This is a genomic window from Pseudomonas sivasensis (assembly GCF_021391435.1).
Taxonomy (GTDB): Bacteria; Pseudomonadota; Gammaproteobacteria; order Pseudomonadales; family Pseudomonadaceae; genus Aquipseudomonas; species Aquipseudomonas sivasensis.
Map to the genome: position 1 here is coordinate 561174 of NZ_CP090029.1, position 21316 is coordinate 582489.

General features: G+C 61.0%; 16 protein-coding genes. 15 read left to right on the forward strand and 1 reads right to left on the reverse strand.

Annotated elements, in window-relative coordinates; all coding sequences use genetic code 11:
- Positions 1-76: 76 nt before the first annotated feature.
- The 5 genes from LRO94_RS02475 (at position 77) to LRO94_RS02495 (ending at position 7095) form a co-directional block, all read left to right on the forward strand.
- A complete protein-coding gene (locus LRO94_RS02475) occupies positions 77-3592 on the forward strand; it encodes a DUF2339 domain-containing protein (RefSeq protein WP_179179647.1) in 3516 nt (1171 codons plus the stop codon).
- Positions 3592-4944 (forward strand): DUF3999 domain-containing protein, encoded by a 1353-nt coding sequence (locus LRO94_RS02480; protein ID WP_179180105.1) that lies wholly within the window; start codon positions 3592-3594, stop codon positions 4942-4944. Before LRO94_RS02475 ends, LRO94_RS02480 begins: the two co-directional genes overlap by 1 nt.
- Positions 4945-5053: 109 nt before the next feature.
- Positions 5054-6064 carry a class 1 fructose-bisphosphatase gene (locus LRO94_RS02485; protein WP_003237460.1) on the forward strand — a complete coding sequence of 337 codons (1011 nt, stop codon included), beginning with the start codon at positions 5054-5056 and terminating at the stop codon, positions 6062-6064.
- 176 nt (positions 6065-6240) lie between these two features.
- A complete protein-coding gene (locus tag LRO94_RS02490) occupies positions 6241-6495 on the forward strand; it encodes a lipoprotein (RefSeq protein ID WP_032890159.1) in 255 nt (84 codons plus the stop codon).
- Between the two features lie 30 nt (positions 6496-6525).
- Entirely contained in the window at positions 6526-7095 is a 570-nt protein-coding gene (locus LRO94_RS02495; RefSeq protein WP_032890161.1) for a lipocalin family protein, read from the forward strand.
- Positions 7096-7209: 114 nt separating this feature from the next.
- Here the strand turns inward: LRO94_RS02495 and LRO94_RS02500 are convergent, their stop codons facing one another.
- Positions 7210-8574: a formimidoylglutamate deiminase gene (locus tag LRO94_RS02500; RefSeq protein WP_099601997.1), complete on the reverse strand. Its 1365-nt coding sequence runs from the start codon at positions 8572-8574 to the stop codon at positions 7210-7212.
- 147 nt (positions 8575-8721) lie between these two features.
- Here LRO94_RS02500 and hutC point away from each other — a divergent pair, with 147 nt between their 5' ends.
- From hutC to LRO94_RS02550, 10 genes are all read left to right on the forward strand, one after another.
- On the forward strand, positions 8722-9432 hold the full coding sequence (hutC, locus tag LRO94_RS02505) for a histidine utilization repressor (RefSeq protein ID WP_241089512.1): 711 nt from the start codon (positions 8722-8724) through the stop codon (positions 9430-9432).
- Positions 9429-9986, forward strand: a complete 558-nt coding sequence (locus LRO94_RS02510; RefSeq protein ID WP_179179646.1) for a HutD/Ves family protein — start codon at positions 9429-9431, stop codon at positions 9984-9986. The genes hutC and LRO94_RS02510 overlap by 4 nt, the downstream gene beginning before the upstream one ends.
- 405 nt (positions 9987-10391) lie before the next feature.
- On the forward strand, positions 10392-12062 hold the full coding sequence (hutU, locus tag LRO94_RS02515; protein WP_179179645.1) for a urocanate hydratase: 1671 nt from the start codon (positions 10392-10394) through the stop codon (positions 12060-12062).
- 142 nt (positions 12063-12204) lie between these two features.
- On the forward strand, positions 12205-13677 hold the full coding sequence (locus LRO94_RS02520) for a purine-cytosine permease family protein (RefSeq protein ID WP_179179644.1): 1473 nt from the start codon (positions 12205-12207) through the stop codon (positions 13675-13677).
- Between the two features lie 68 nt (positions 13678-13745).
- A complete protein-coding gene (locus tag LRO94_RS02525) occupies positions 13746-14711 on the forward strand; it encodes an ABC transporter substrate-binding protein (protein ID WP_032890172.1) in 966 nt (321 codons plus the stop codon).
- Positions 14712-14782: 71 nt separating this feature from the next.
- The gene (locus LRO94_RS02530) at positions 14783-15634 is read left to right on the forward strand and encodes an ABC transporter permease (RefSeq protein WP_032890174.1); all 852 of its coding nucleotides are present in this window, start codon (positions 14783-14785) and stop codon (positions 15632-15634) included.
- Entirely contained in the window at positions 15631-16455 is an 825-nt protein-coding gene (locus tag LRO94_RS02535; protein ID WP_050442867.1) for a quaternary amine ABC transporter ATP-binding protein, read from the forward strand. The genes LRO94_RS02530 and LRO94_RS02535 overlap by 4 nt, the downstream gene beginning before the upstream one ends.
- A 141-nt stretch (positions 16456-16596) precedes the next feature.
- Positions 16597-18105: an HAL/PAL/TAL family ammonia-lyase gene (locus LRO94_RS02540; RefSeq protein ID WP_179179643.1), complete on the forward strand. Its 1509-nt coding sequence runs from the start codon at positions 16597-16599 to the stop codon at positions 18103-18105.
- Between the two features lie 45 nt (positions 18106-18150).
- Complete coding sequence (gene hutH / locus LRO94_RS02545) at positions 18151-19689, forward strand: histidine ammonia-lyase (RefSeq protein ID WP_095186143.1); 1539 nt, start codon at positions 18151-18153, stop codon at positions 19687-19689.
- A 215-nt stretch (positions 19690-19904) separates the two neighbouring features.
- Positions 19905-21314 carry an amino acid permease gene (locus LRO94_RS02550; RefSeq protein WP_032890178.1) on the forward strand — a complete coding sequence of 470 codons (1410 nt, stop codon included), beginning with the start codon at positions 19905-19907 and terminating at the stop codon, positions 21312-21314.
- Positions 21315-21316 lie beyond the last annotated feature (2 nt).

Genomic DNA, 21316 nt, shown 5'->3' on the forward strand with positions numbered 1-21316 from the left:
TATCGGGGGCAAGCCCCCTCCCACATTGGTTGCGCGTCGATATACTGAGCGCCGGTTTGCTTAGGGAATATCGACCATGCAATGGATTTTCATGCTGATTGGCCTGGTTGTCGGCTGGACGCTCGATGAGTCGTTCTATGACGCAGGCATCGGCGCACTGCTGGGGTTGGGCATTGGCCAAGCCATTGGCCTGTCGAAGCTTGCAGCCCAGGTGCGACAGCAGGCGCGTCAGTTGGAAACCTCGCAGAAGTCGGTGATCGCCCTCGGTGAGCGACTGCGGCAATTGGAAGTGCCTGCGCCGGCCAGTCCCGCGGTGGTCGAACCCTCCATCCCTGAACCGACACCCATCGCCAAGGCCCCCGAACTGGTTTGGGAGCTGCCGGCCGAATTGGCGCCCGTCGCCATGATCGCCGAACCAAGCCCTGCATTGCCTGAAGACGCCTGGAAGCCTGCTCCGGCTCCGCGCCCTCCTGAAGAACCTGCTATCCCCCGTGGCCCCAACCTGTTCGAACGTGCCCTCGCTGGTGCACGCAATTGGCTGTTTGGTGGCAACACCGTCCTGCGCGTCGGCGTGGTGCTGTTGTTTCTCGGCCTGGCGTTCCTGCTGCGTTATGCCACCGAAGGCATGGTGGTGCCGATCGAGTTGCGTTACGCCGGTGTGGCTGCTGCCGCCGTCGGCCTGCTGGGCCTGGGCTGGTGGCTGAGACTGCGCAACAGCAACTACGGCTTGATGCTGCAAGGCACCGGGATTGCGGTGCTGTACTTGACGGTGTTTGCCGCGATGCGCCTGCATCCGTTGATCGACCCGAGCGCGGCGTTGGGCCTGCTGGTTGCGGTCACGGTGTTCTCGGCGATCCTGGCGGTCACCCAGGACGCATTGGGCCTGGCCTGCGCGGCAGCACTCGGCGGTTTTGCGGCACCGATCCTCACGTCCACCGGCGCCGGTAACCATGTTGCGCTGTTCAGTTATTTTGCCCTGCTCAACGCCGGTATCCTCGCCATTGCCTGGTTCAAGGCCTGGCGCTTGCTCAACCTGATCGGGTTCGTCGGTACCTTCGGCATCGGCTTCGCCTGGGGAATGCGTTCCTACACGCCGGAATTGCTGTGGAGCACCGAGCCATTCCTGATCCTGTTCTTCCTGATGTATCTGGCCATCGGCCTGTTGTTCGCCCGACGCAAATTGCTGGAGCTGGGCGACGCGCCCGAAGGCCGTGATGCGTTGTTGCGCTGGTCGGCTGCCAAGGGTGATTACGTTGACGGCGGCATGCTGTTCGGCCCGCCGCTGGTTGGCTTTGGCTTGCAGTTCGCATTGGTACAGCATCTGGAATTCGCCGCGGCGTTCAGTGCGTTGGGCCTGGGCATTATCTACATGGGCCTGGCGCGGTTACTCAGTGGCGGACGCGCGTTGCTGCTGGCGGAAACGTGCCTGGCCCTGGGCGTGATCTTTGCCAGCCTGGCGATTCCTCTGGGCCTTGATGCACGTTGGACGGCTGCGGCGTGGGCGGTGGAAGGCGCCGGGATCTTCTGGCTCGGTTTGCGCCAGCAGCGACCGTTGGCGCGTGCGTTCGGCTTGTTGCTGCAATTGGGCTCAGCGCTGGCCTTCCTCAGCGAACTGCGCATTGGCGAACACAGCCTGCTCGACGGTGCGCCGCTGGGTGCGTTGTTGCTCGGCGCCGCGTTGCTGTTCAGCTTCGATCAGTTGCGCAAGGCATCGGCGCAGCACGCGGCAGAGTGGGAGCGCAAAGGGCTGCCGGTCCTGGCGTCTCTGGGCTTGAGCTTTTTGTACCTGCTGGCGCCCTTGCTGTTGCTGACCCAAGGCACCGCCATCAGTTGGGCCATCGCCGGTCTGGCGACCCTGTTTATCGGCCTGCGCATTGGCTCGCGCACTTTCCTGTTCACTGCGTTCGCGGTGCAATTGCTGGGTGGCGCGTTATTCCTGGTGCGCTTGCAGGGCGGGGAGGGCGCGGCGGTATTCAATGCGGGCTGGAGTGGTTTGCTCACGGCCTCCCTGATCGGCCTGGCCTTGATTGGCGGCATGCTGTTGGCGGCACGCGACGACATGGTGCGCAGCGATGTGCGGCTGTTACGTGGGTTGTCGGTGGTGCTGCTCGCCGGTCTGGTTTTGATCAATCTGGCGGTGCTGTTTGTGCTGCCATGGGAAAGCGCCAGCGGCGTATGGGCTGCCAGTGGGTTGTTGATCATCTGGCTGAGCTTGTACCTGCAACAACGCGTCAGTTTTGTATTTGGGTTGCTGCTGCAACTGGTCGGCGGTGGTTCGTTCCTGCTGGCGGTGCCGCAATTGCTCGGGCCGTTGACCGGCGAAGGCCTGCGTCCGCTGGCGCACAGTGGTTTCTGGACGCCGATGGTGTTGGGCCTGGCCGCCTTGATCGGCGCCTGGCGCTTGCAACGTGAGCCCCATGCGCCGGTGTTTGCGGTGCTGAAGCTGCAACGCTTGTCTGACCTTTTGCTGGTGTGGGGGGCGGCGTGGTGGACATTGGCGCTGGGTGGCGAAGTGTTGCGCTTTGTTCCGCAAGCGTTGCTTGGTTCTTTCCTGCTGGGGCTTGCCGCAGTGAGCGTGGCGATCTGGGCGCTGCTTGCGGCGCGACTGCGCTGGGCATCCCTGGGTGTGCTGTGCACCTTGCTGATGCCGGCGGCGGGCGTGGCGTTGCTGGTATCTGCCCACAGCTACTATCACCCGGCGGCGCAGTACGGATGGCTGGCCTGGTTGGCGGTGTTTGTGGTGCATTTCATCTCGCTGCGCCGCTTGGCGCCGGTGGTTCCGGCCAGGATGCTGAGTATTGCCCATGTCCTCGGTTGCTGGATGCTGATCGGCGTGCTGGCACTGGAATTGCGCTATGGACTGTTGCGCCTGTCGGCTGAATACAACGCCTGGCGCTGGTTGGGCTGGGCCATCCTGCCAAGCCTGTACCTGGTGCTGGCCGCCGCACCGCGCACCTGGCCGTGGCCAGTGTCGGCGTACCCAAGGGAGTACCGAGTCCTGGCCGCGCTGCCATTGGCTGTGCTGATGCTCGGCTGGTTCTGGCTGGCGAATACCTTCAGCGATGGCACCGCCAATCCGTTGCCTTACGTGCCTCTGCTCAACCCTCTGGAACTGGGCCTGCTCTTCGCGCTGCTGGGTGTTTACCTGTGGTCCCGAAGCGTGGCGCCACAACGCGGGCCGCGTGCCGAATTGGCCGCACAAGGGATCGCGGGTCTCTCGTTGTTTGCGTTCTTCACGGCACTGGTCATGCGCACCGCGCACCACTGGGGCGGCGTGCCGTTCCATCTGGATGCGTTGCTGGAGTCGATGCTGGTGCAAGCCGGCCTGTCGATTGTGTGGACTCTGATCGCCCTCGGCCTGATGATCGGCGGCCACCTGCGCCATCGTCGCGAAGTGTGGTTGATCGGCGCCGCGTTGATTGCGGTGGTGGTGGCCAAACTGTTCTTTGTCGAACTGAGTAACCGTGGCGGCCTGGCGCGGATCGTGTCGTTTATCGGCGTGGGCGGGCTGTTGCTGGTGGTGGGTTATTTCGCACCGCTGCCACCTAAGCGGGCCGAACCTGTGATGGAAACTGAAGGAGCATCCTCTTGATCGGTAAGTTGAGCGTGGCCATGGTGGGCATGTGTGCGGCGCTGGCGGCGTCGGCCCAGGAAGCCCCGGCTGATTTCACCCACCATGTGCCGCTGAGTGTGAGCGGCAATGGCCCCTGGTATCGCCTTGAATTGCCGTTGGCTGTGCAACTCAACGCGCGCCAGGCGGACCTCGCTGACGTTCGCGTGTTTAACGCCGCCGGTGAGCCCCAGGCCTATGCGCTGTCGCGACAATCTTCCCAGCGCACTGAAAGTCGCAACGTCGCTGATGTGAAGTGGTTCCCGCTGTACGCCGCCGACACTCAGGAAAGCCTGCCCGGTGTGGTGATGAAAACCACCACCGAAGGCACCCTGGTGGAAATCAAACCGTCTTCTGCCGCCAAGCCCGGTAAGCAGGTATTGCGCGGCTGGGTGCTGGACGCCAGCGCGATCAAGGCACCGTTGCAGCAACTGAGCCTGGACTGGAGCCGTGAGCAAGAGGGCTTCCAGCGTTTCAGCATTGAAGCCAGTGATGACTTGCAGCGCTGGGAGCCTTGGGGCGAGGGGCAGGTGGCACGCTTGTCGTTCGCCGACGAACGGGTCGAACAGCATGACGTCAGCCTGGCAGGACGCTCAGCGCGCTACCTGCGTCTGGTATGGAAGGGGCAGGCGGCGCCGCTGCTGACCTCGGCCAAGCTGGTGAGTGCTACGCGCAGCAGTCTGCCAATGCCGTTGGTGTGGTCGCAGCCATTGGCGGGAACGCGACTCAAGGCTGGGGAGTACAGCTGGCAGTTGCCGACTGGGCTGAGTGTCGAGCGTTTGCGCATTGAGTTGAAGCAGCCCAACACGCTGGCACCGGTGACATTGGCGGGACGCAGCGATGCCAAACAACTGTGGCAGCCATTGAACAATGGCTTGCTGTACCGCCTGACGCAAAACGGCCAGGACGTGGTGCAGGATGAGTTGCAGTTGCCGGGTCAGGTCGTGACCGAACTCAAGTTGCAGGTGGACGAGCGCGGTGGCGGTTTGGGCGCCGATGCGCCGGCGCTGCGCTTTGCGGTGCGCGCTACCCAGTTGGTGTTCCTGGCGCGGGGTGAGCCGCCGTTCAGCCTGGCGTTGGGCAATGCGTCGGTGAAAGCCGCAAGCCTGCCACTGTCGACCCTGATCCCCGATTACAGTGCCGAGCGCCTCAATACGCTGGGACAGGCCAAGGTTGTGGGGGACGTTGCGGTCGCGTCGCCGGTGGTCGTAGCCGCTGTGGAGGACGGGCCGAACTGGAAAAAACTCGGGCTCTGGGCCGTCTTGCTGCTCGGCGTGGCGGCACTGGGCGCCATGGCCTACAGTTTGCTGCGCAAGCCACCGGCGGCGCGTTAAATAAAGTCCATGAACTCTATTGGGTTTAAATCCTCTGATAGGAGGAAATACGCCCCGACTCGCGTTAAACTGCGCGGGTTTTCAAGCCCCCCATTCTCCGGAGCCTTACATGTCCCGCGTTACCTTGAGTCGCTATTTGATTGAGCAGACCCGCAGCAACAACACGCCTGCCGATCTGCGCTTCCTTATCGAAGTGGTCGCGCGTGCTTGCAAGGAAATCAGCCATGCCGTGTCCAAAGGCGCACTGGGTGGTGTCCTGGGCAGCATGGGCACTGAAAACGTGCAGGGCGAAGTACAGAAGAAGCTCGACGTAATCTCCAACGAGATCCTGCTTGAAGCCAACGAATGGGGCGGTCACCTGGCCGGCATGGCGTCCGAAGAAATGGACAATGCCTACCAGATCCCGGGTAAATACCCGAAAGGTGCCTACCTGCTGGTGTTCGACCCACTGGACGGTTCGTCCAACATCGACATCAACGCACCGGTCGGCACTATCTTCTCCGTGCTGCGCTGCCCGAACGAATACCTGAGCCAGAACGAAGCCCTGAACGAAAAGGCTTTCCTGCAGCCAGGCACCGAGCAGGTCGCTGCCGGTTACGCGATCTACGGCCCACAGACCATGCTGGTGCTGACCCTGGGTGACGGCGTTAAAGGTTTTACCCTGGACCGCGAAATGGGCAGCTTCGTACTGACCCACGAAGACATCACCATTCCTGCGTCCACCCAGGAATTCGCGATCAATATGTCCAACCAGCGTCACTGGGAAGAACCGGTTACCCGCTACGTGGGCGAGTTGATGGCCGGTGAAGAAGGCCCGCTGAAGAAAAACTTCAACATGCGTTGGGTCGCGGCGATGGTAGCCGACGTGCACCGCATCCTGACCCGTGGTGGCTTGTTCATGTACCCACGTGACAGCCGCGAGCCATCCAAGCCGGGCAAATTGCGCCTGATGTATGAAGCCAACCCGATGTCGTTCCTGGTTGAACAAGCGGGCGGCGCGTCCACTGACGGCCACCAGCGCATCCTCGACATCCAGCCGGAAGGCCTGCACCAGCGTGTAGCGGTGTTCCTGGGTTCGAAGGAAGAAGTTGAGCGCGTGACGGCCTATCACAAGAAGTAAGCTGCGGCGATAAGTGATCGGCGTTGTTGTGAGCCGGTTCACCCTTAAAGAAGCCCCGAAACGTTTCAGCGTTTTCGGGGCTTTTTTGTTTTTACTCGTCGGGAACCAGACACCTGTTTTCCCTTCTAAGCTTCTGGCAGATACCCACGCTGCCTTGTCCCTCCAGGAGTTATTCCATGTCGTTACGCCGTCTCGCTTTGCTGGCTTTTTGCGTGCTGTTGGCCGCTTGCAGCAAGATCAACCAGGAAAATTACGCGAAGTTGTCGGCCGGCATGCCGAAGGCCGAGGTGGAGTCGTTGTTGGGTAAGCCGACCGATTGTTCCGGCGCACTGGGCATGTCCAGCTGCACGTGGGGCGATAAAACCAGCTTTATCAGCGTTCAATATGCCGGTGACAAAGTTCTCATGTTTTCCGGGCAAGGCCTGAAGTAAACCGGGGCGAGAGCCTGCGGGAGAAGAAGAATGATGCGTTTTGTTTTGTTCCTTTGTGCCAGCCTGTTTTTGGCGGGCTGTGCCAGCCATTCTGGCGATGATCTGCAACCCAAGACTGCCGGCAGCGTCAACCTCAAGCGTTACCAGGGCACCTGGTATGAGTTGGCCCGATTGCCGATGTACTTTCAGCGCAACTGCGCGCAGTCCGAAGCACGCTACACCTTGTTGCCCGATGGCGACATGTCGGTGTTTAACCGCTGCCTGACCACCGAATGGAAGTGGGAAGAAGCCAAGGGCACCGCCACCCCGCAAGTGCCTGGCAAGACTGACAAGCTCTGGGTGGAATTCAACAACTGGTTCACGTCACTGCTGCCGGGCGTCGCCAAGGGCGATTACTGGGTGCTGTACGTCAGCGATGACTACAAGACCGCCATCGTCGGCAGCCCGAGCCGGCGCTATATGTGGATCCTGTCGCGCACGCCAACGGTCAGTGCCGATACTCGCGAAGACCTGCTGAGCAGGGCGCGACAGCAGGGGTATGACACCACGCGGTTGATCTTCCGGACATCGGATAAGCAGATGGCCAAGACTTCGCAATAACCTGAGAGCCCCTCAATCCAATGTGGGAGGGGGCTTGCCCGCGATAGCGGTGTGTCAGTATCTGATTTGCTGGCTGACACTCTGCAATCGGGGGCAAGCCCCCTCCCACATGTTTTAACCGAGTAAGTCCCTTAGCACCTGCGTAAATGCCCGGCTGCTTTCTTCTTCGCCTGCATGACGCCCGTCGCGCACCACCCATTTCCCGTTGACCAGCACATCACGCACCTGGCGATCACCGCCGGCAAACAGCCAGCGATTGAGAATGCCATCCTCTGTTGCTGTCGCCAGGTAAGGGTCATTACCGTCCAGCACGATCCAATCCGCACGCTTGCCCACTTCCAGTCGACCAATTGGCTGCCCCAGTGCCTGTGCGCCACCGTCCAGCGCAGCATCGAACAGCGTACGGCCAACCATCGGTTGGTCACTGCGATACAAGCGGTTGCGCCGTTGATCGCGCAGGCGCTGGCCGTATTCCAGCCAGCGCAATTCCTCCACTACGCTCAATGACACATGGCTGTCGGAACCGATGCCCATGCGCCCGCCCTGGGCGAGAAAATCCACTGCCGGGAAAATCCCGTCGCCCAGGTTGGCTTCGGTGGTCAGGCACAATCCGGCAATCGCACGGCTCGCTGCCATGCGCGTCACTTCTTCCGGGTTGGCGTGAGTCGCGTGCACCAGGCACCAGCGTTCATCCACCTCGACATTGTCATACAGCCATTGCAACGGACGCTTGCCGCTCCAGGCCAGGCAGTCGTCGACTTCTTTTTGTTGTTCGGCAATATGGATATGCACCGGGCACGTCTTGTCGCTGGCGGCCAGGACTTCATTGATTTGTTGTGGCGTAACAGCGCGCAGGGAGTGGAAGCACAAGCCCAGTTGCTGCGCCGGTTGCGCCGCGAGGATCGGTTTGAGGCGCGCCTGCAGGTCCAGGTAGTTTTCGGTGCTGTTGATAAACCGTCGCTGGCCTTCGTTCGGCGCCTGCCCGCCAAAACCCGAGTGGGTGTAGAGCACGGGCACCAAGGTCAGGCCAATACCGCTGCTGGCGGCCGCGTGGCTGATCTGCCGCGACAGTTCCGTACGGTCGGCGTACGGCTGGCCGCTGACATCATGATGCACGTAGTGAAATTCGGCCACCGAGGTGTAACCGGCCTTGAGCATCTCGATGTACAGCTGGCGCGCAATCACCTGCAGTTGCTCCGGACTGATCTTGCCGACCATGCGGTACATCAGCTCGCGCCAGGTCCAGAAGCTGTCATTCGGGTTGCCGGCGACTTCGGCCAAACCCGCCATGGCGCGTTGGAATGCGTGGGAGTGCAGGTTGGGCATGCCCGCCAATACCGGGCCTTTGAGCCGCTCGGCACCGTCTGCACTGGCATTGGCCGCAATCTGTGTCAGCAGGCCATCGGCGCTGACTTCAAGACGTACATCGTTGGCCCATCCATTAGGCAGCAGTGCGCGTTCGGCAAAAAAAGCGGACATGTTCAGAGCACTCCGGTCGTGTGTTTATTTGTATATACATATACAGACGTTTGCCTGCTCGGTAAACTCCGGCAATCTATGCATCTTTTCCCCCTGCAAGGATTCCCTGTGCCGACTCCGCCCGCCAAGTCTTCACTGGCTGCCCACATGGACGAAAGTCCGGCGCCCTTGTATGCCCGCGTCAAACAGATGATCAGTCAGCAGATCCTCAACGGCAACTGGCCACCCCATTACCGCGTGCCGTCGGAGAGTGAACTGGTCAGCCAACTGGGCTTCAGCCGAATGACCATCAATCGCGCCCTGCGCGAACTCACCGCCGAAGGGTTGCTGGTTCGCATGCAAGGCGTCGGTACTTTTGTCGCCGAGCCCAAAAGCCAGTCGGCGCTGTTTGAAGTGCACAACATTGCTGATGAGATCGCTTCCCGCGGTCATCGGCATACCTGCCAGGTCATCACCCTGGGCGAAGAGGCCGCCGGTTCCGAACGTGCCGTCGCTCTGGAAATGCGCGAAGGCGGGCGGGTGTTCCACTCACTGATCGTGCATTACGAAAACGATATTCCCGTGCAAATCGAAGACCGTTTCGTCAACGCCCTGGTCGCGCCGGAATACCTGCAGCAGGATTTCACCCAACAAACGCCCTATGCCTATCTCAACCAGGTTGCGCCGCTGACGGAAGGCGAGCACGTCGTGGAAGCGATCCTCGCCGACGCCGACGAGTGCAAGCTGCTGCAAATCGAGCCCACCGAACCGTGCCTGTTGATTCGCCGACGCACCTGGTCCGGACGCCAACCGGTGACCGCCGCGCGGTTGATCCACCCTGGTTCCCGTCACAGCCTCGAAGGACGCTTCAGTAAATGAGTTTGAAAGTCTGGCGCGCCGCCGATTACGTCCGCATGCCGTGGAAAAACGGCGGTGGCAGTACCGAAGAAATTTCCCGTGATGCCGGCGATGGCCTGGATGGCTTTGGCTGGCGCTTGTCGATTGCCGATATCGTCGAGTCGGGCGGCTTTTCCACCTTCGCCGGTTACCAGCGTGTGATCACGGTAATCAAGGGCGCAGGCATGGTGCTGACCGTGGATGGCGAGGAGCAGCGCGGACTGTTACCGCTGCAACCGTTCGCTTTCAAGGGTGACAGCCAGGTGTCGTGCCGATTGATCACTGGGCCGATTCGCGATTTCAACCTGATTTATTCGCCCGAGCGCTACCACGCGCGGTTGCAGTGGATGGATGGTGTGCAGCGGTTTTTCAGTACGGCGCAGACGGTGCTGGTGTTCAGCGTGGCGGATGAAGTGAAGGTGCTGGACCAGGTACTGGGCCATCACGATTGCCTGCAAGTGGACGGTAACGCTGGCTTGCTGGACATCTCTATCACTGGCCGTAGCTGCATCATCGAACTGACTCAGCGCGGTTAAAAAATGTGGGAGGGGGCTTGCCCCCGATTGCGGTGTGTCAGTACCAGATGGGCTGACTGATCCACCGCTATCGGGGGCAAGCCCCCTCCCACATTTGTTTCCCGCTGTTGTTGCGATCTGTTTCCAACCCCTGCACCAATTTGTTACCGAATGCCCCAGCGTGGCGCAAAGCCGCGCTGTCGTGACAAACCTCTCTGGTCGTAAAACTCCCACGTAAGAAATTTCATCGTCCCTCGAAGCCTTAATTTCCAAGGCTCCCACGCGCTTTGCAAAAAAATTTCAACACCTCGCTCAAAAAGTTGGCCGCTTGATTGCATATGCTTGTACATACAAGTAAAGATGTGTGCGTAAGACTCTCCTTCGCACCATCCATGTTCGCGCATCGATCGCCGAGGAGTCCTAGCAGTGACCAAGCCTACAAAATACCGTGACGTCGAAATCCGCGCCGCCCGCGGTAACAAGCTCACCGCCAAAAGCTGGCTGACTGAAGCACCGCTGCGCATGCTGATGAACAACCTCGACCCGCAAGTGGCGGAGAATCCGAAAGAGTTGGTGGTGTACGGCGGCATTGGCCGCGCCGCACGTAATTGGGAGTGCTACGACCAGATCGTCGAGAGCCTCACCAATCTGAACGACGACGAAACCCTGCTGGTGCAATCCGGCAAACCGGTCGGCGTGTTCAAGACCCATAGCAACGCCCCGCGCGTGTTGATCGCCAACTCCAACCTGGTTCCGCACTGGGCCAGTTGGGAACACTTCAACGAGCTGGATGCCAAGGGCCTGGCTATGTACGGCCAGATGACTGCCGGCAGCTGGATCTACATCGGCAGCCAGGGCATCGTCCAAGGCACTTACGAAACCTTCGTTGAAGCCGGTCGCCAGCATTACGACAGCAATTTGAAAGGCCGTTGGGTCCTCACCGCCGGCCTCGGCGGCATGGGCGGCGCACAGCCGCTGGCCGCGACATTGGCCGGCGCGTGCTCGCTGAACATCGAGTGCCAGCAGGTCAGCATCGATTTCCGCCTGGCCAGCCGTTATGTCGATGAGCAAGCCACCGACCTCGACGACGCGTTGGCCCGTATCGCCAAATACACGAAAGAAGGCAAAGCCATTTCCATCGCGCTGCTGGGTAATGCGGCCGAGATCCTGCCGGAACTGGTCAAGCGCGGTGTGCGCCCAGACATGGTCACCGACCAGACCAGTGCCCATGACCCGCTCAATGGCTACCTGCCCGCCGGCTGGACCTGGGACGAATACCGCACCCGCGCCAAGACCGAGCCGGCTGCCGTGATCAAGGCCGCCAAGCAGTCCATGGCAGTCCACGTCAAAGCCATGCTGGAATTCCAGAAGCAAGGCATCCCGACCTTCGACTACGGCAACAACATCCGCCAAATGGCACAGGAAGAAGGCGTGGAAAACGCTTTCGACTTCCCAGGTTTCGTTCCGGCGTACATCCGTCCACTGTTCTGCCGTGGCATCGGCCCGTTCCGTTGGGCTGCGCTCTCGGGCGACCCGCAAGATATCTACAAGACCGACGCCAAAGTCAAAGAGCTGATCCCCGACGACGCTCACCTGCACAACTGGTTGGACATGGCTCGCGAACGCATCAGCTTCCAGGGCCTGCCAGCGCGTATCTGCTGGGTCGGTCTGGGCCAGCGCGCCAAGCTCGGCCTGGCATTCAACGAAATGGTGCGCAGCGGCGAGCTGTCGGCGCCGGTGGTGATTGGTCGTGACCACCTCGACTCCGGCTCGGTAGCAAGCCCGAACCGCGAAACAGAATCCATGCAGGACGGTTCCGACGCCGTATCCGACTGGCCGCTGCTCAATGCCTTGCTCAATACCGCCAGCGGTGCGACGTGGGTCTCGCTGCACCACGGTGGCGGCGTCGGCATGGGCTTCTCCCAGCACTCCGGCATGGTGATCGTCTGCGACGGCACCGACGAAGCGGCCGAGCGGATTGCCCGTGTGCTGCACAACGACCCGGCGACAGGGGTGATGCGTCACGCCGATGCGGGTTACCAGATCGCGATCGATTGCGCCAAAGAGCAGGGTCTCAATCTTCCAATGATCAAGTAACCCATGTGGGGCGGGGCTTGCTCCCGATGGCGGTGTATCAGCCAATAGGTCTGGTGACTGACCCACTGCTATCGGGAGCAAGCCCCCTCCCACAGTTGAGCGGCTGCGACCCCCAAAACAATCCATCAGAGGTTGAACACCCATGGCTGCAAATGACGCGCGTGCAAGCACCACCCCGTTGATCGAGAAACGTTCGATCGACTACATCCCGGAAGCGGAAAGACACGGTCGTCTATTGAGCCAGTTCACCCTGTGGCTGGGTGCCAACCTGCAAATTACAGCCATTGTCACCGGGGCCTTGGCCGTGGTGCTGGGCGGTGATGTGTTCTGGTCGTTGATCGGTCTGTTGATCGGTCAACTGATCGGCGGCGGCGTCATGGCGTTGCATGCGGCGCAAGGGCCCAAGCTCGGCTTGCCGCAGATGATCTCCAGTCGCGTGCAGTTCGGCGTATATGGCGCGGCCATTCCGATCGTCTTGGTGTGCCTGATGTACCTAGGCTTTACCGCGACCGGTACGGTGCTTTCCGGCCAGGCGCTGGGCCAGTTGTTTGGTGTCAGCAGCAGCGTCGGTATCCTGATCTTCGCCAGTGTCATCGTGCTGGTCACGGTGCTTGGTTATCGGGTGATCCACTTCATAGGGCGCGTTGCCAGCGTCATTGGTGTGATTGCCTTCGTTTACCTGTTCAGTCGCCTGATGGGCCAGGCTGACATTGGCGCATTGCTGCAAATCCGCCATTTCAGTTGGAGCAGTTTCTTGCTCGCGGTGTCCCTCGCCGCCTCCTGGCAGATCGCGTTTGGGCCGTATGTGGCGGATTACTCGCGCTACTTGCCGAGCAGCACGTCGTCGGTGAAAACCTTTCTCGCTGCGGGCGCCGGTTCAGTGATTGGCGCACAAGTGGCGATGATTCTCGGCGTGTTCGCCGCCGCCATGGCCAACGGGCAATTCGCCGGTCATGAAGTGGCCTACATCGTTGGTTTGAGTGGTACGGGCGCCACCGCTGCGCTGCTGTATTTCAGCATCGCGTTCGGCAAGGTCACCATCTCCACACTGAACTCCTACGGCAGCTTCATGTGCATCGCGACCATCATCAGCGGCTTTCGTGGTCGCCTGGAGGTGACGCGTCTGCAGCGTCTGGTGTTCGTGCTGCTTATCGTCGGTACGGCGACCCTGATCGCATTGCTCGGCCAGCATTCGTTCCTCGGTGCGTTCAAGTCTTTCATTCTGTTCCTGCTGGCGTTCTTCACGCCCTGGAGCGCGATCAACCTAGTTGACTACTACTTCATCACCCGCGAGCGCTATGACGTGCCGGCGCTGGCCGATCCAAACGGGCGGTACGGTCGTTGGAACCCTCTGGGTATCAGCGTCTATGTCTTCGGGGTGTTGGTGCAGATGCCGTTCATCGCTACCAAGTTCTACACCGGTCCGCTGGTGAGCGCGCTTGGGGGTGTGGATATCTCCTGGATCATCGGCCTGGTGCTGCCCGCCGCCCTGTATTACCTGTGTGCGAAAAAATGGCACGGCAGCGTGCCCGATCAACTGATTCTGCCGGTCGAGCAGGACAATGTTGTACCCACTAAAAAAAGCGGGGCCAGTCGCGCTGCGGCGCGGGCCTGACAGGACGTGGACAAGGCAGGACGCCTTTTGACTGCCGTAATCCATTTCATGATTGGGAGCGTCACACAATGAAAATGCATAAGACCCTGCTGACCACGTTGTTCTCTGCAGGCTTGCTGGCCAGCGCTGGCGCCCAGGCGGCCGGTTGGTGCGAGTCCGGTAAACCGGTGAAATTCGCCGGGCTGAACTGGGAAAGCGGCATGTTGCTCACCGACATCCTGCAAACCGTGCTGGAAAAAGGCTACGACTGCAAAACCGACAGCCTGCCGGGCAACTCCATCACCATGGAAAACGCCCTGAGCAGTAACGACATTCAAGTGTTCGCCGAAGAATGGGTCGGCCGCAGCGAAGTCTGGAACAAGGCTGAGAAGGCCGGCAAAGTCGTCGGCGTTGGTGCGCCTGTGGTGGGCGCAATCGAAGGCTGGTACGTGCCGCGCTACGTGATCGAAGGCGACGCCAAGCGCAAGCTGGAAGCCAAGGCGCCGGACCTGAAAACCATCGCCGACCTGGCCAAGTACGCCTCGGTGTTCAAGGACCAGGAAGAACCATCCAAGGGCCGCTTCTACAACTGCCCGGCCGGCTGGACCTGCGAGCTGGACAACAGCGAAATGCTGAAAAGCTACGGCCTGGAAAGCACCTACACCAACTTCCGCCCAGGCACCGGCCCGGCGCTGGATGCGGCGGTGCTGTCGAGCTACAAGCGTGGCGAGCCGATCCTGTTCTACTACTGGTCGCCGACGCCGCTGATGGGTCAGGTCGACCTGGTCAAACTTGAAGAAAAACCCGGTGTGGATAAAACCGTGACCATCAAGGTCGGCCTGTCCAAGACCTTCCACGAACAAGCCCCTGAATTGGTGGCCGTGCTGGAAAAGGTCAACCTGCCCATCGACCTGCTGAACCAGAACCTGGGACGCATGGCCAAGGAGCGCATTGAGTCGCCGAAACTGGCGAAGATCTTCCTCAAGGAACATCCTGAAGTCTGGCACGCCTGGGTGAGCGAAGACGCAGCCAAGAAAATCGACGCGGCCTTGTAGGTCAAGTGTGCACGGCTACCCTGAGGGGTGGCCGGGCGCCCGGCCACAACCCATTGGATCGAGAGCACGCTATGTTTCCTGAGAGTTTTACGTTTTCCATTGCCGACTGGGTTAACGGTTGGGTGGATTCACTGGTCACCAACTACGGCGATGTGTTCCGGCAGATCTCCGACACGCTGCTGTGGGCCATCGTCAACCTGGAAGGCCTGCTGCGCGCCGCCCCTTGGTGGCTGATGCTGGCCATCGTCGGCGGCGTGGCCTGGCACGCTACCCGCAAAGTAGTCACTACGGCGGTCATCGTCGGTTTGCTGTTCCTGGTAGGCGCGGTTGGCCTGTGGGACAAGCTGATGCAGACCCTGGCCTTGATGATGGTTGCCACGGTGATTTCGGTGTTGATCGGCATTCCGTTGGGCATCCTCTCGGCGCGCAGTAATCGCCTGCGTTCGGTGTTGATGCCGCTGCTCGACATCATGCAAACCATGCCCAGCTTCGTGTACCTGATCCCGGTGCTGATGCTGTTCGGCCTGGGCAAGGTGCCGGCGATTTTTGCCACGGTGATCTACGCCGCGCCGCCGTTGATTCGCCTCACCGATTTGGGCATCCGCCAAGTGGATGGCGAAGTTATGGAGGCCATCAACGCCTTCGGTGCCAACCGCTGGCAGCAACTGTTTGGCGTGCAACTGCCGTTGGCGCTGCCGAGCATCATGGCCGGCATCAACCAGACCACCATGATGGCGTTGTCGATGGTGGTGATCGCCTCGATGATCGGCGCCCGTGGCTTGGGTGAAGACGTGCTCGTCGGCATCCAGACCCTCAACGTTGGCCGTGGCCTTGAAGCCGGGCTGGCGATCGTGATTCTTGCAGTGGTCATCGACCGCATTACCCAGGCCTATGGCCGCCCACGGCATGAGGCGAGCAAATGACGACTGTGAGCAAAATCGAAGTCAGAAACGTCTTCAAGATCTTTGGCGCGCGTTCCAAGGAAGCGCTGGCGATGATCGGGCAGGGCAAGACCAAGGACCAAGTGTTGGCCGAGACCGGTTGCGTGGTCGGCGTCAACGACCTGTCCCTGAGCATCGGTACTGGTGAGATCTTCGTGATCATGGGCCTGTCGGGTTCCGGTAAATCCACACTGGTACGTCACTTCAATCGCCTGATCGACCCCACCAGCGGCGCGATCCTCGTGGACGGCGAAGACATCCTGCAACTGGACATGGACGCCCTGCGCCAATTCCGTCGGCACAAGATCAGCATGGTGTTCCAGAGCTTCGGCCTGTTGCCCCACAAGAGCGTGCTCGACAACGTCGCTTACGGCCTCAAGGTGCGTGGCGAAACCAAGCAGGTGTGCGCCGAACGCGCGCTGCACTGGATCGAAACCGTGGGCCTCAAAGGCTACGAAAACAAATACCCGCACCAGCTCTCCGGCGGCATGCGCCAGCGCGTCGGCCTGGCCCGTGCGTTGGCTGCCGACACGGACATCATCCTGATGGACGAAGCCTTCAGCGCCCTTGACCCGTTGATTCGCGCCGAGATGCAGGACCAATTGCTGGAGCTGCAAAAGACCCTGCACAAGACCATCGTCTTCATCACCCACGACCTCGACGAGGCCGTGCGCATTGGTAACCGCATTGCGATCCTCAAGGACGGCAAGTTGATCCAGGTCGGCACGCCTCGGGAGATCCTCCATTCACCGGCGGATGAGTACGTGGACCGGTTTGTTCAGCGGCGGGCGGCGGTGGTCTGATCCAGATTCTGTGGTGAGGCTGCTGGCCCTATCGGGAGCAAGCCCCCTCCCACCTTTGAAGATGTTCAACGTTCAAAATGTGGGAGGGGGCTTGCCCCCGATGAGGCCGGCAAAGCGGTAGAGAATATGAAGAGGTCAACCATGTCCCAGGCAGCAAAAATCATCATCGCCGACACGCCTCTGCGCTGGCAGGACGTGGTCGCCGTGGCCCGACACGGCGCGGTGCTCGCACTCTCGGGCCAAGCCTGGGCCCGCATCGACAATGCCCAAGCCATCGTGCAGCGCATCGTCACCAGCGGCGAACGCGCGTATGGCGTGAACACCGGCCTGGGCGCGCTGTGCAACGTGTCGCTTGCGGGCGAACAACTCAGCCAGCTGTCGCGCAATACTCTGCTGAGCCACGCCTGTGGCGTCGGCCCGGTACTGAGCGACGAGCAGACCCGGGCGATCATCTGCGCCGCGGTCATCAATTACAGTCACGGAAAATCCGGCCTGCATCCGCAGGTCTTACGTTCGTTGCTGTCGCTGCTTAACCACGGCATCACGCCACAGGTGCCGTCCCAAGGTTCGGTGGGTTACCTGACTCACATGGCCCACGTCGGTGTCGCTTTGTTGGGTGTCGGTACGGTGAGTTATCGCGGCCAGATCGTGACGGCGCAGGAAGCCTTGCAGGCAGAAGGTTTGCAGCCCGTGGTACTCGGCGCCAAAGACGGCCTGTGCCTGGTCAACGGCACGCCGTGCATGACCGGTTTGAGCTGCCTGGCCTTGGCCGACGCCCATCACTTGCTGCAGTGGGCCGACGTGATCGGCGCCATGAGTTTCGAAGCCCAGCGTGGCCAGATCGACGCCTTTGATGAAGAAATCATCGCCCTCAAGCCGCACCCCGGCATGCAGCACGTTGGCGTCAACCTGCGTGCCTTGCTCGATGGCAGTGAAGTGATCGCCAGCAGCAAAGGCCTCCGCACCCAGGACGCCCTGAGCATCCGCTCGATCCCGCAGATCCACGGCGCGGCGCGCGACCAGGTGGAGCACGCCACCCGCCAGATCGAGACTGAACTCAACAGCGCCACTGACAACCCGTTGGTGCTTGGCACGCCGGACGAGTACCGCGTAGTGTCCCAGGCCAATCCGCACGGCCAGTCCGTCGCCCTGGCCGCCGATATGCTCGCCATCGCCATGGCCGAAATCGGCTCAGTTGCCGAACGCCGCCTGGACCGTTTGATCAACCCGCACGTCAGTGGCTTGCCGGCATTCCTGGTGAGCAACCCAGGGGTCAACTCCGGAATGATGATCGTGCAATACGTCGCCGCATCACTGTGCGGGCAAAACCGCCAGCTGGCGCAACCGGCGGTGCTCGATAATTTCGTCACCTCGGGGCTGCAGGAAGACCACTTGAGCATGGGCACCAATGCCGCGCTGAAGCTGCATCAACTGCTGGCCAACGTCACCCAGATTCTTGCCATCGAGTACTTGCTGGCGGCCCAGGCCTTTGAGTTTTTGAAGGCCCAGCGTTTCGGCGCGGGTACCGACCGCGCTTGGCGATTGTTACGTGAAGTGGTCCCCGCATACGAGCAGGACCGCTGGCTGGCGCCGGACATTGCAGCTGCCGCCAAGCTGCTCAAAGACACCGCATTACCCAATGTGCACTGAACCCTTATTCAACAGAAATATTCGAAAGAACAATTCACAAGGAGTATGAATGTGACTGCGTTAAATCTGATTCCAGGCCAACTGAGCCTTGCCCAACTGCGGGCCATCTACCAGCAGCCGGTGACCCTCAGTCTGGATGACAGCGCTTCAGCCCAGATCGAAGCCAGCGTTGCCTGCGTGGAGCAGATTCTCGCTGAGAACCGCACTGCCTACGGCATCAACACCGGTTTCGGCCTGCTGGCCTCGACCCGTATCGCCAGCGAAGACCTGGAAAACCTCCAGCGTTCCCTGGTGCTGTCCCATGCCGCCGGCGTCGGTGAGCCGATCAGCGATGCGCTGGTGCGGCTGGTCATGGTGCTCAAGGTCAACAGCCTGAGCCGTGGGTTCTCCGGGATTCGTCGGCAAGTGATCGACGCGCTGATCGCGCTGATCAACGCCGAGGTTTACCCGCATATTCCGTTGAAAGGCTCGGTCGGTGCGTCCGGTGACTTGGCGCCGCTGGCCCATATGTCCCTGGTGCTGCTGGGCGAAGGCAAGGCGCGCTACAAAGGTGAATGGCTGGAAGCGACTGACGCGCTGAAAGTCGCCGGCCTCACGCCGCTGACCCTCGCGGCTAAAGAAGGCCTGGCGTTGCTCAACGGTACCCAGGTGTCCACTGCTTATGCCCTGCGCGGCCTGTTCGAAGGCGAAGACCTGTTCGCTGGCGCCCTGGCCTGTGGCGGCCTTACCGTTGAAGCAGTGCTGGGCTCGCGCTCGCCGTTCGACGCGCGTATTCATGCCGCGCGCGGCCAGCGTGGGCAAATCGATTCGGCTGCCGCTTACCGCGACCTGCTCGGCGAAAGCAGTGAGGTCTCCCAGTCGCACCAGAACTGCGACAAAGTGCAAGACCCGTACTCCCTGCGCTGCCAGCCTCAGGTCATGGGCGCGTGCCTGACCCAGTTCCGCCAGGCCGCTGAAGTGCTGGTGGTCGAAGCCAACGCCGTATCGGATAACCCGCTGGTGTTCGCCGCCGAAGGCGATGTGATTTCCGGCGGTAACTTCCACGCCGAACCAGTGGCCATGGCCGCTGACAACATGGCGCTGGCCATCGCCGAAATCGGTTCCCTCAGTGAGCGTCGTATCTCGTTGATGATGGACAAACACATGTCGCAATTGCCGCCGTTCCTGGTGGGCAATGGCGGGGTGAACTCAGGTTTCATGATCGCTCAGGTGACCGCCGCCGCGCTCGCCAGCGAGAACAAGGCGCTGGCCCATCCCCATAGTGTCGACAGCATTCCGACTTCAGCCAACCAGGAAGACCATGTGTCGATGGCACCTGCTGCCGGCAAGCGCCTGTGGGAAATGGCCGAGAACACCCGTGGCATCCTCGCCGTGGAATGGCTGGCCGCGTGCCAGGGTCTGGACTTGCGCGAAGGCCTGAAAACCTCGCCGAAACTGGAAAAAGCCCGTGGCGTCCTGCGCGCCAAAGTGGGGTTCTACGACAAGGATCGCTTCTTCGCCCCGGACATCATCGCCGCCAGCGAACTGCTCGCCAGCCGCTGCCTGAATGACCTGGTGCCGGCGAAGTTGCTGCCGAGCCTGTAAGCGACACTCGCTCTCTGTAGTGAGCGAGCTTGCCCCGCGCTGGGCTGCGTAGCAGCCCCTCCTACAGTCACCGCATTTCTCCAAGTGAAATGCGGTAGCCGGATTTGGGGTTGCTTCGCACAACAGCGCGGGGCAAGCCCGCTCACCACAAAAAAAGCAGTTGTCATGAGCGCGGCTTTTAATTTTCTCAGGATAAAAATAATTAAGGACGAGAAATGCACCAGCAAGAAAAGGGTTTGAAACGTGGCCTCAGTGCCCGACATATTCGCTTCATGGCACTGGGGTCGGCCATCGGCACCGGGCTGTTCTACGGATCCGCCTCGGCTATCCAGATGGCCGGCCCTGCCGTGCTGCTGGCCTACCTGATCGGCGGCGCCGCTGTCTTCATGGTGATGCGCGCCCTCGGTGAAATGGCCGTGCACAACCCGGTGTCCGGTTCCTTCGGCCAGTACGCCAGCACCTATCTGGGCCCCATGGCCGGGTTTATTCTCGGCTGGACCTACGCGTTTGAAATGATCATCGTCTGCCTCGCCGACGTCACCGCGTTCGGCATCTATATGGGCTTCTGGTTTCCCGACGTCGCGCGCTGGGTCTGGGTGCTCGGCATTGTGTTTCTGATCGGCGGCCTGAACCTGTGCAACGTCAAAGTCTTTGGCGAGATGGAGTTCTGGCTGTCGCTGCTCAAGGTCGGCGCGATTGTCGCGATGATCCTCGGCGGCTTCGGCATCATGCTGTTCGGTATCCATTCGGCGGGCGAGACCCAGGCCAGCGGCCTGAGCAACCTGTGGGCCCACGGCGGCTTTATGCCTAACGGTGTTGGCGGCCTGATCGCCTCGTTCGCGGTGGTGATGTTCGCCTTCGGCGGTATCGAAATCATCGGCATCACCGCTGGCGAAGCCAAAGACCCGCAGCGCGTAATTCCCAAGGCGATCAACGCCGTACCGCTGCGCATCCTATTGTTCTACGTGCTGACCCTGTTTGTGCTGATGGCTATCTACCCATGGCCCCAGATCGGCAGCCAGGGCAGCCCGTTCGTGCAGATATTCAGTAACCTCGGCATAGGCTCGGCGGCGACCATTCTCAATATTGTGGTGATCTCGGCGGCAGTCTCGGCGATCAACAGTGACATCTTCGGTGCGGGGCGCATGATGTACGGCCTCGCTCAACAAGGGCAGGCGCCCAAGGGTTTTGCCCAGTTGTCCAAACAGGGCGTGCCATGGATGACCGTGGTGGTGATGGGCGCAGCGCTGCTCGGCGGCGTGCTGCTCAACTACCTGATCCCGGAGAACGTGTTCCTGGTGATTGCCTCGATTGCCACCTTCGCCACCGTGTGGGTATGGCTGATGATTCTGTTCACCCAGGTCGCCATGCGTCGCTCGATGACTAAAGAACAGGTCGCTGAGCTGAAATTCCCGGTGCCGTTCTGGCCCTATGCGCCGGCGGCGGCCATCGTATTCATGCTGTTTGTGTTTGGTGTGCTGGGTTACTTCCCGGACACCCAGGCGGCCTTGCTGGTCGGCGCCGTGTGGATCGTGCTGTTGGTCGTTGCCTACCTGCTGTGGGTCAAACCCGCCGCCGGGCAAACGGCCAACGTCCAATACGACCCGGCTGTGTCTCATCGATAACT

Coding starts and splice junctions, on each gene's coding strand:
- LRO94_RS02475 (WP_179179647.1), top strand. CDS start 77: ATGCAATGGATTTTCATGCTGATTGGCCTGGTTGTCGGCTGGACGCTC.
- LRO94_RS02485 (WP_003237460.1), top strand. CDS start 5,054: ATGTCCCGCGTTACCTTGAGTCGCTATTTGATTGAGCAGACCCGCAGC.
- LRO94_RS02490 (WP_032890159.1), top strand. CDS start 6,241: ATGTCGTTACGCCGTCTCGCTTTGCTGGCTTTTTGCGTGCTGTTGGCC.
- LRO94_RS02495 (WP_032890161.1), top strand. CDS start 6,526: ATGATGCGTTTTGTTTTGTTCCTTTGTGCCAGCCTGTTTTTGGCGGGC.
- LRO94_RS02500 (WP_099601997.1), bottom strand. CDS start 8,574: ATGTCCGCTTTTTTTGCCGAACGCGCACTGCTGCCTAATGGATGGGCC.
- hutC (WP_241089512.1), top strand. CDS start 8,722: ATGGACGAAAGTCCGGCGCCCTTGTATGCCCGCGTCAAACAGATGATC.
- LRO94_RS02510 (WP_179179646.1), top strand. CDS start 9,429: ATGAGTTTGAAAGTCTGGCGCGCCGCCGATTACGTCCGCATGCCGTGG.
- LRO94_RS02520 (WP_179179644.1), top strand. CDS start 12,205: ATGGCTGCAAATGACGCGCGTGCAAGCACCACCCCGTTGATCGAGAAA.
- LRO94_RS02525 (WP_032890172.1), top strand. CDS start 13,746: ATGAAAATGCATAAGACCCTGCTGACCACGTTGTTCTCTGCAGGCTTG.
- LRO94_RS02530 (WP_032890174.1), top strand. CDS start 14,783: ATGTTTCCTGAGAGTTTTACGTTTTCCATTGCCGACTGGGTTAACGGT.
- LRO94_RS02535 (WP_050442867.1), top strand. CDS start 15,631: ATGACGACTGTGAGCAAAATCGAAGTCAGAAACGTCTTCAAGATCTTT.
- LRO94_RS02540 (WP_179179643.1), top strand. CDS start 16,597: ATGTCCCAGGCAGCAAAAATCATCATCGCCGACACGCCTCTGCGCTGG.
- hutH (WP_095186143.1), top strand. CDS start 18,151: ATGAATGTGACTGCGTTAAATCTGATTCCAGGCCAACTGAGCCTTGCC.
- LRO94_RS02550 (WP_032890178.1), top strand. CDS start 19,905: ATGCACCAGCAAGAAAAGGGTTTGAAACGTGGCCTCAGTGCCCGACAT.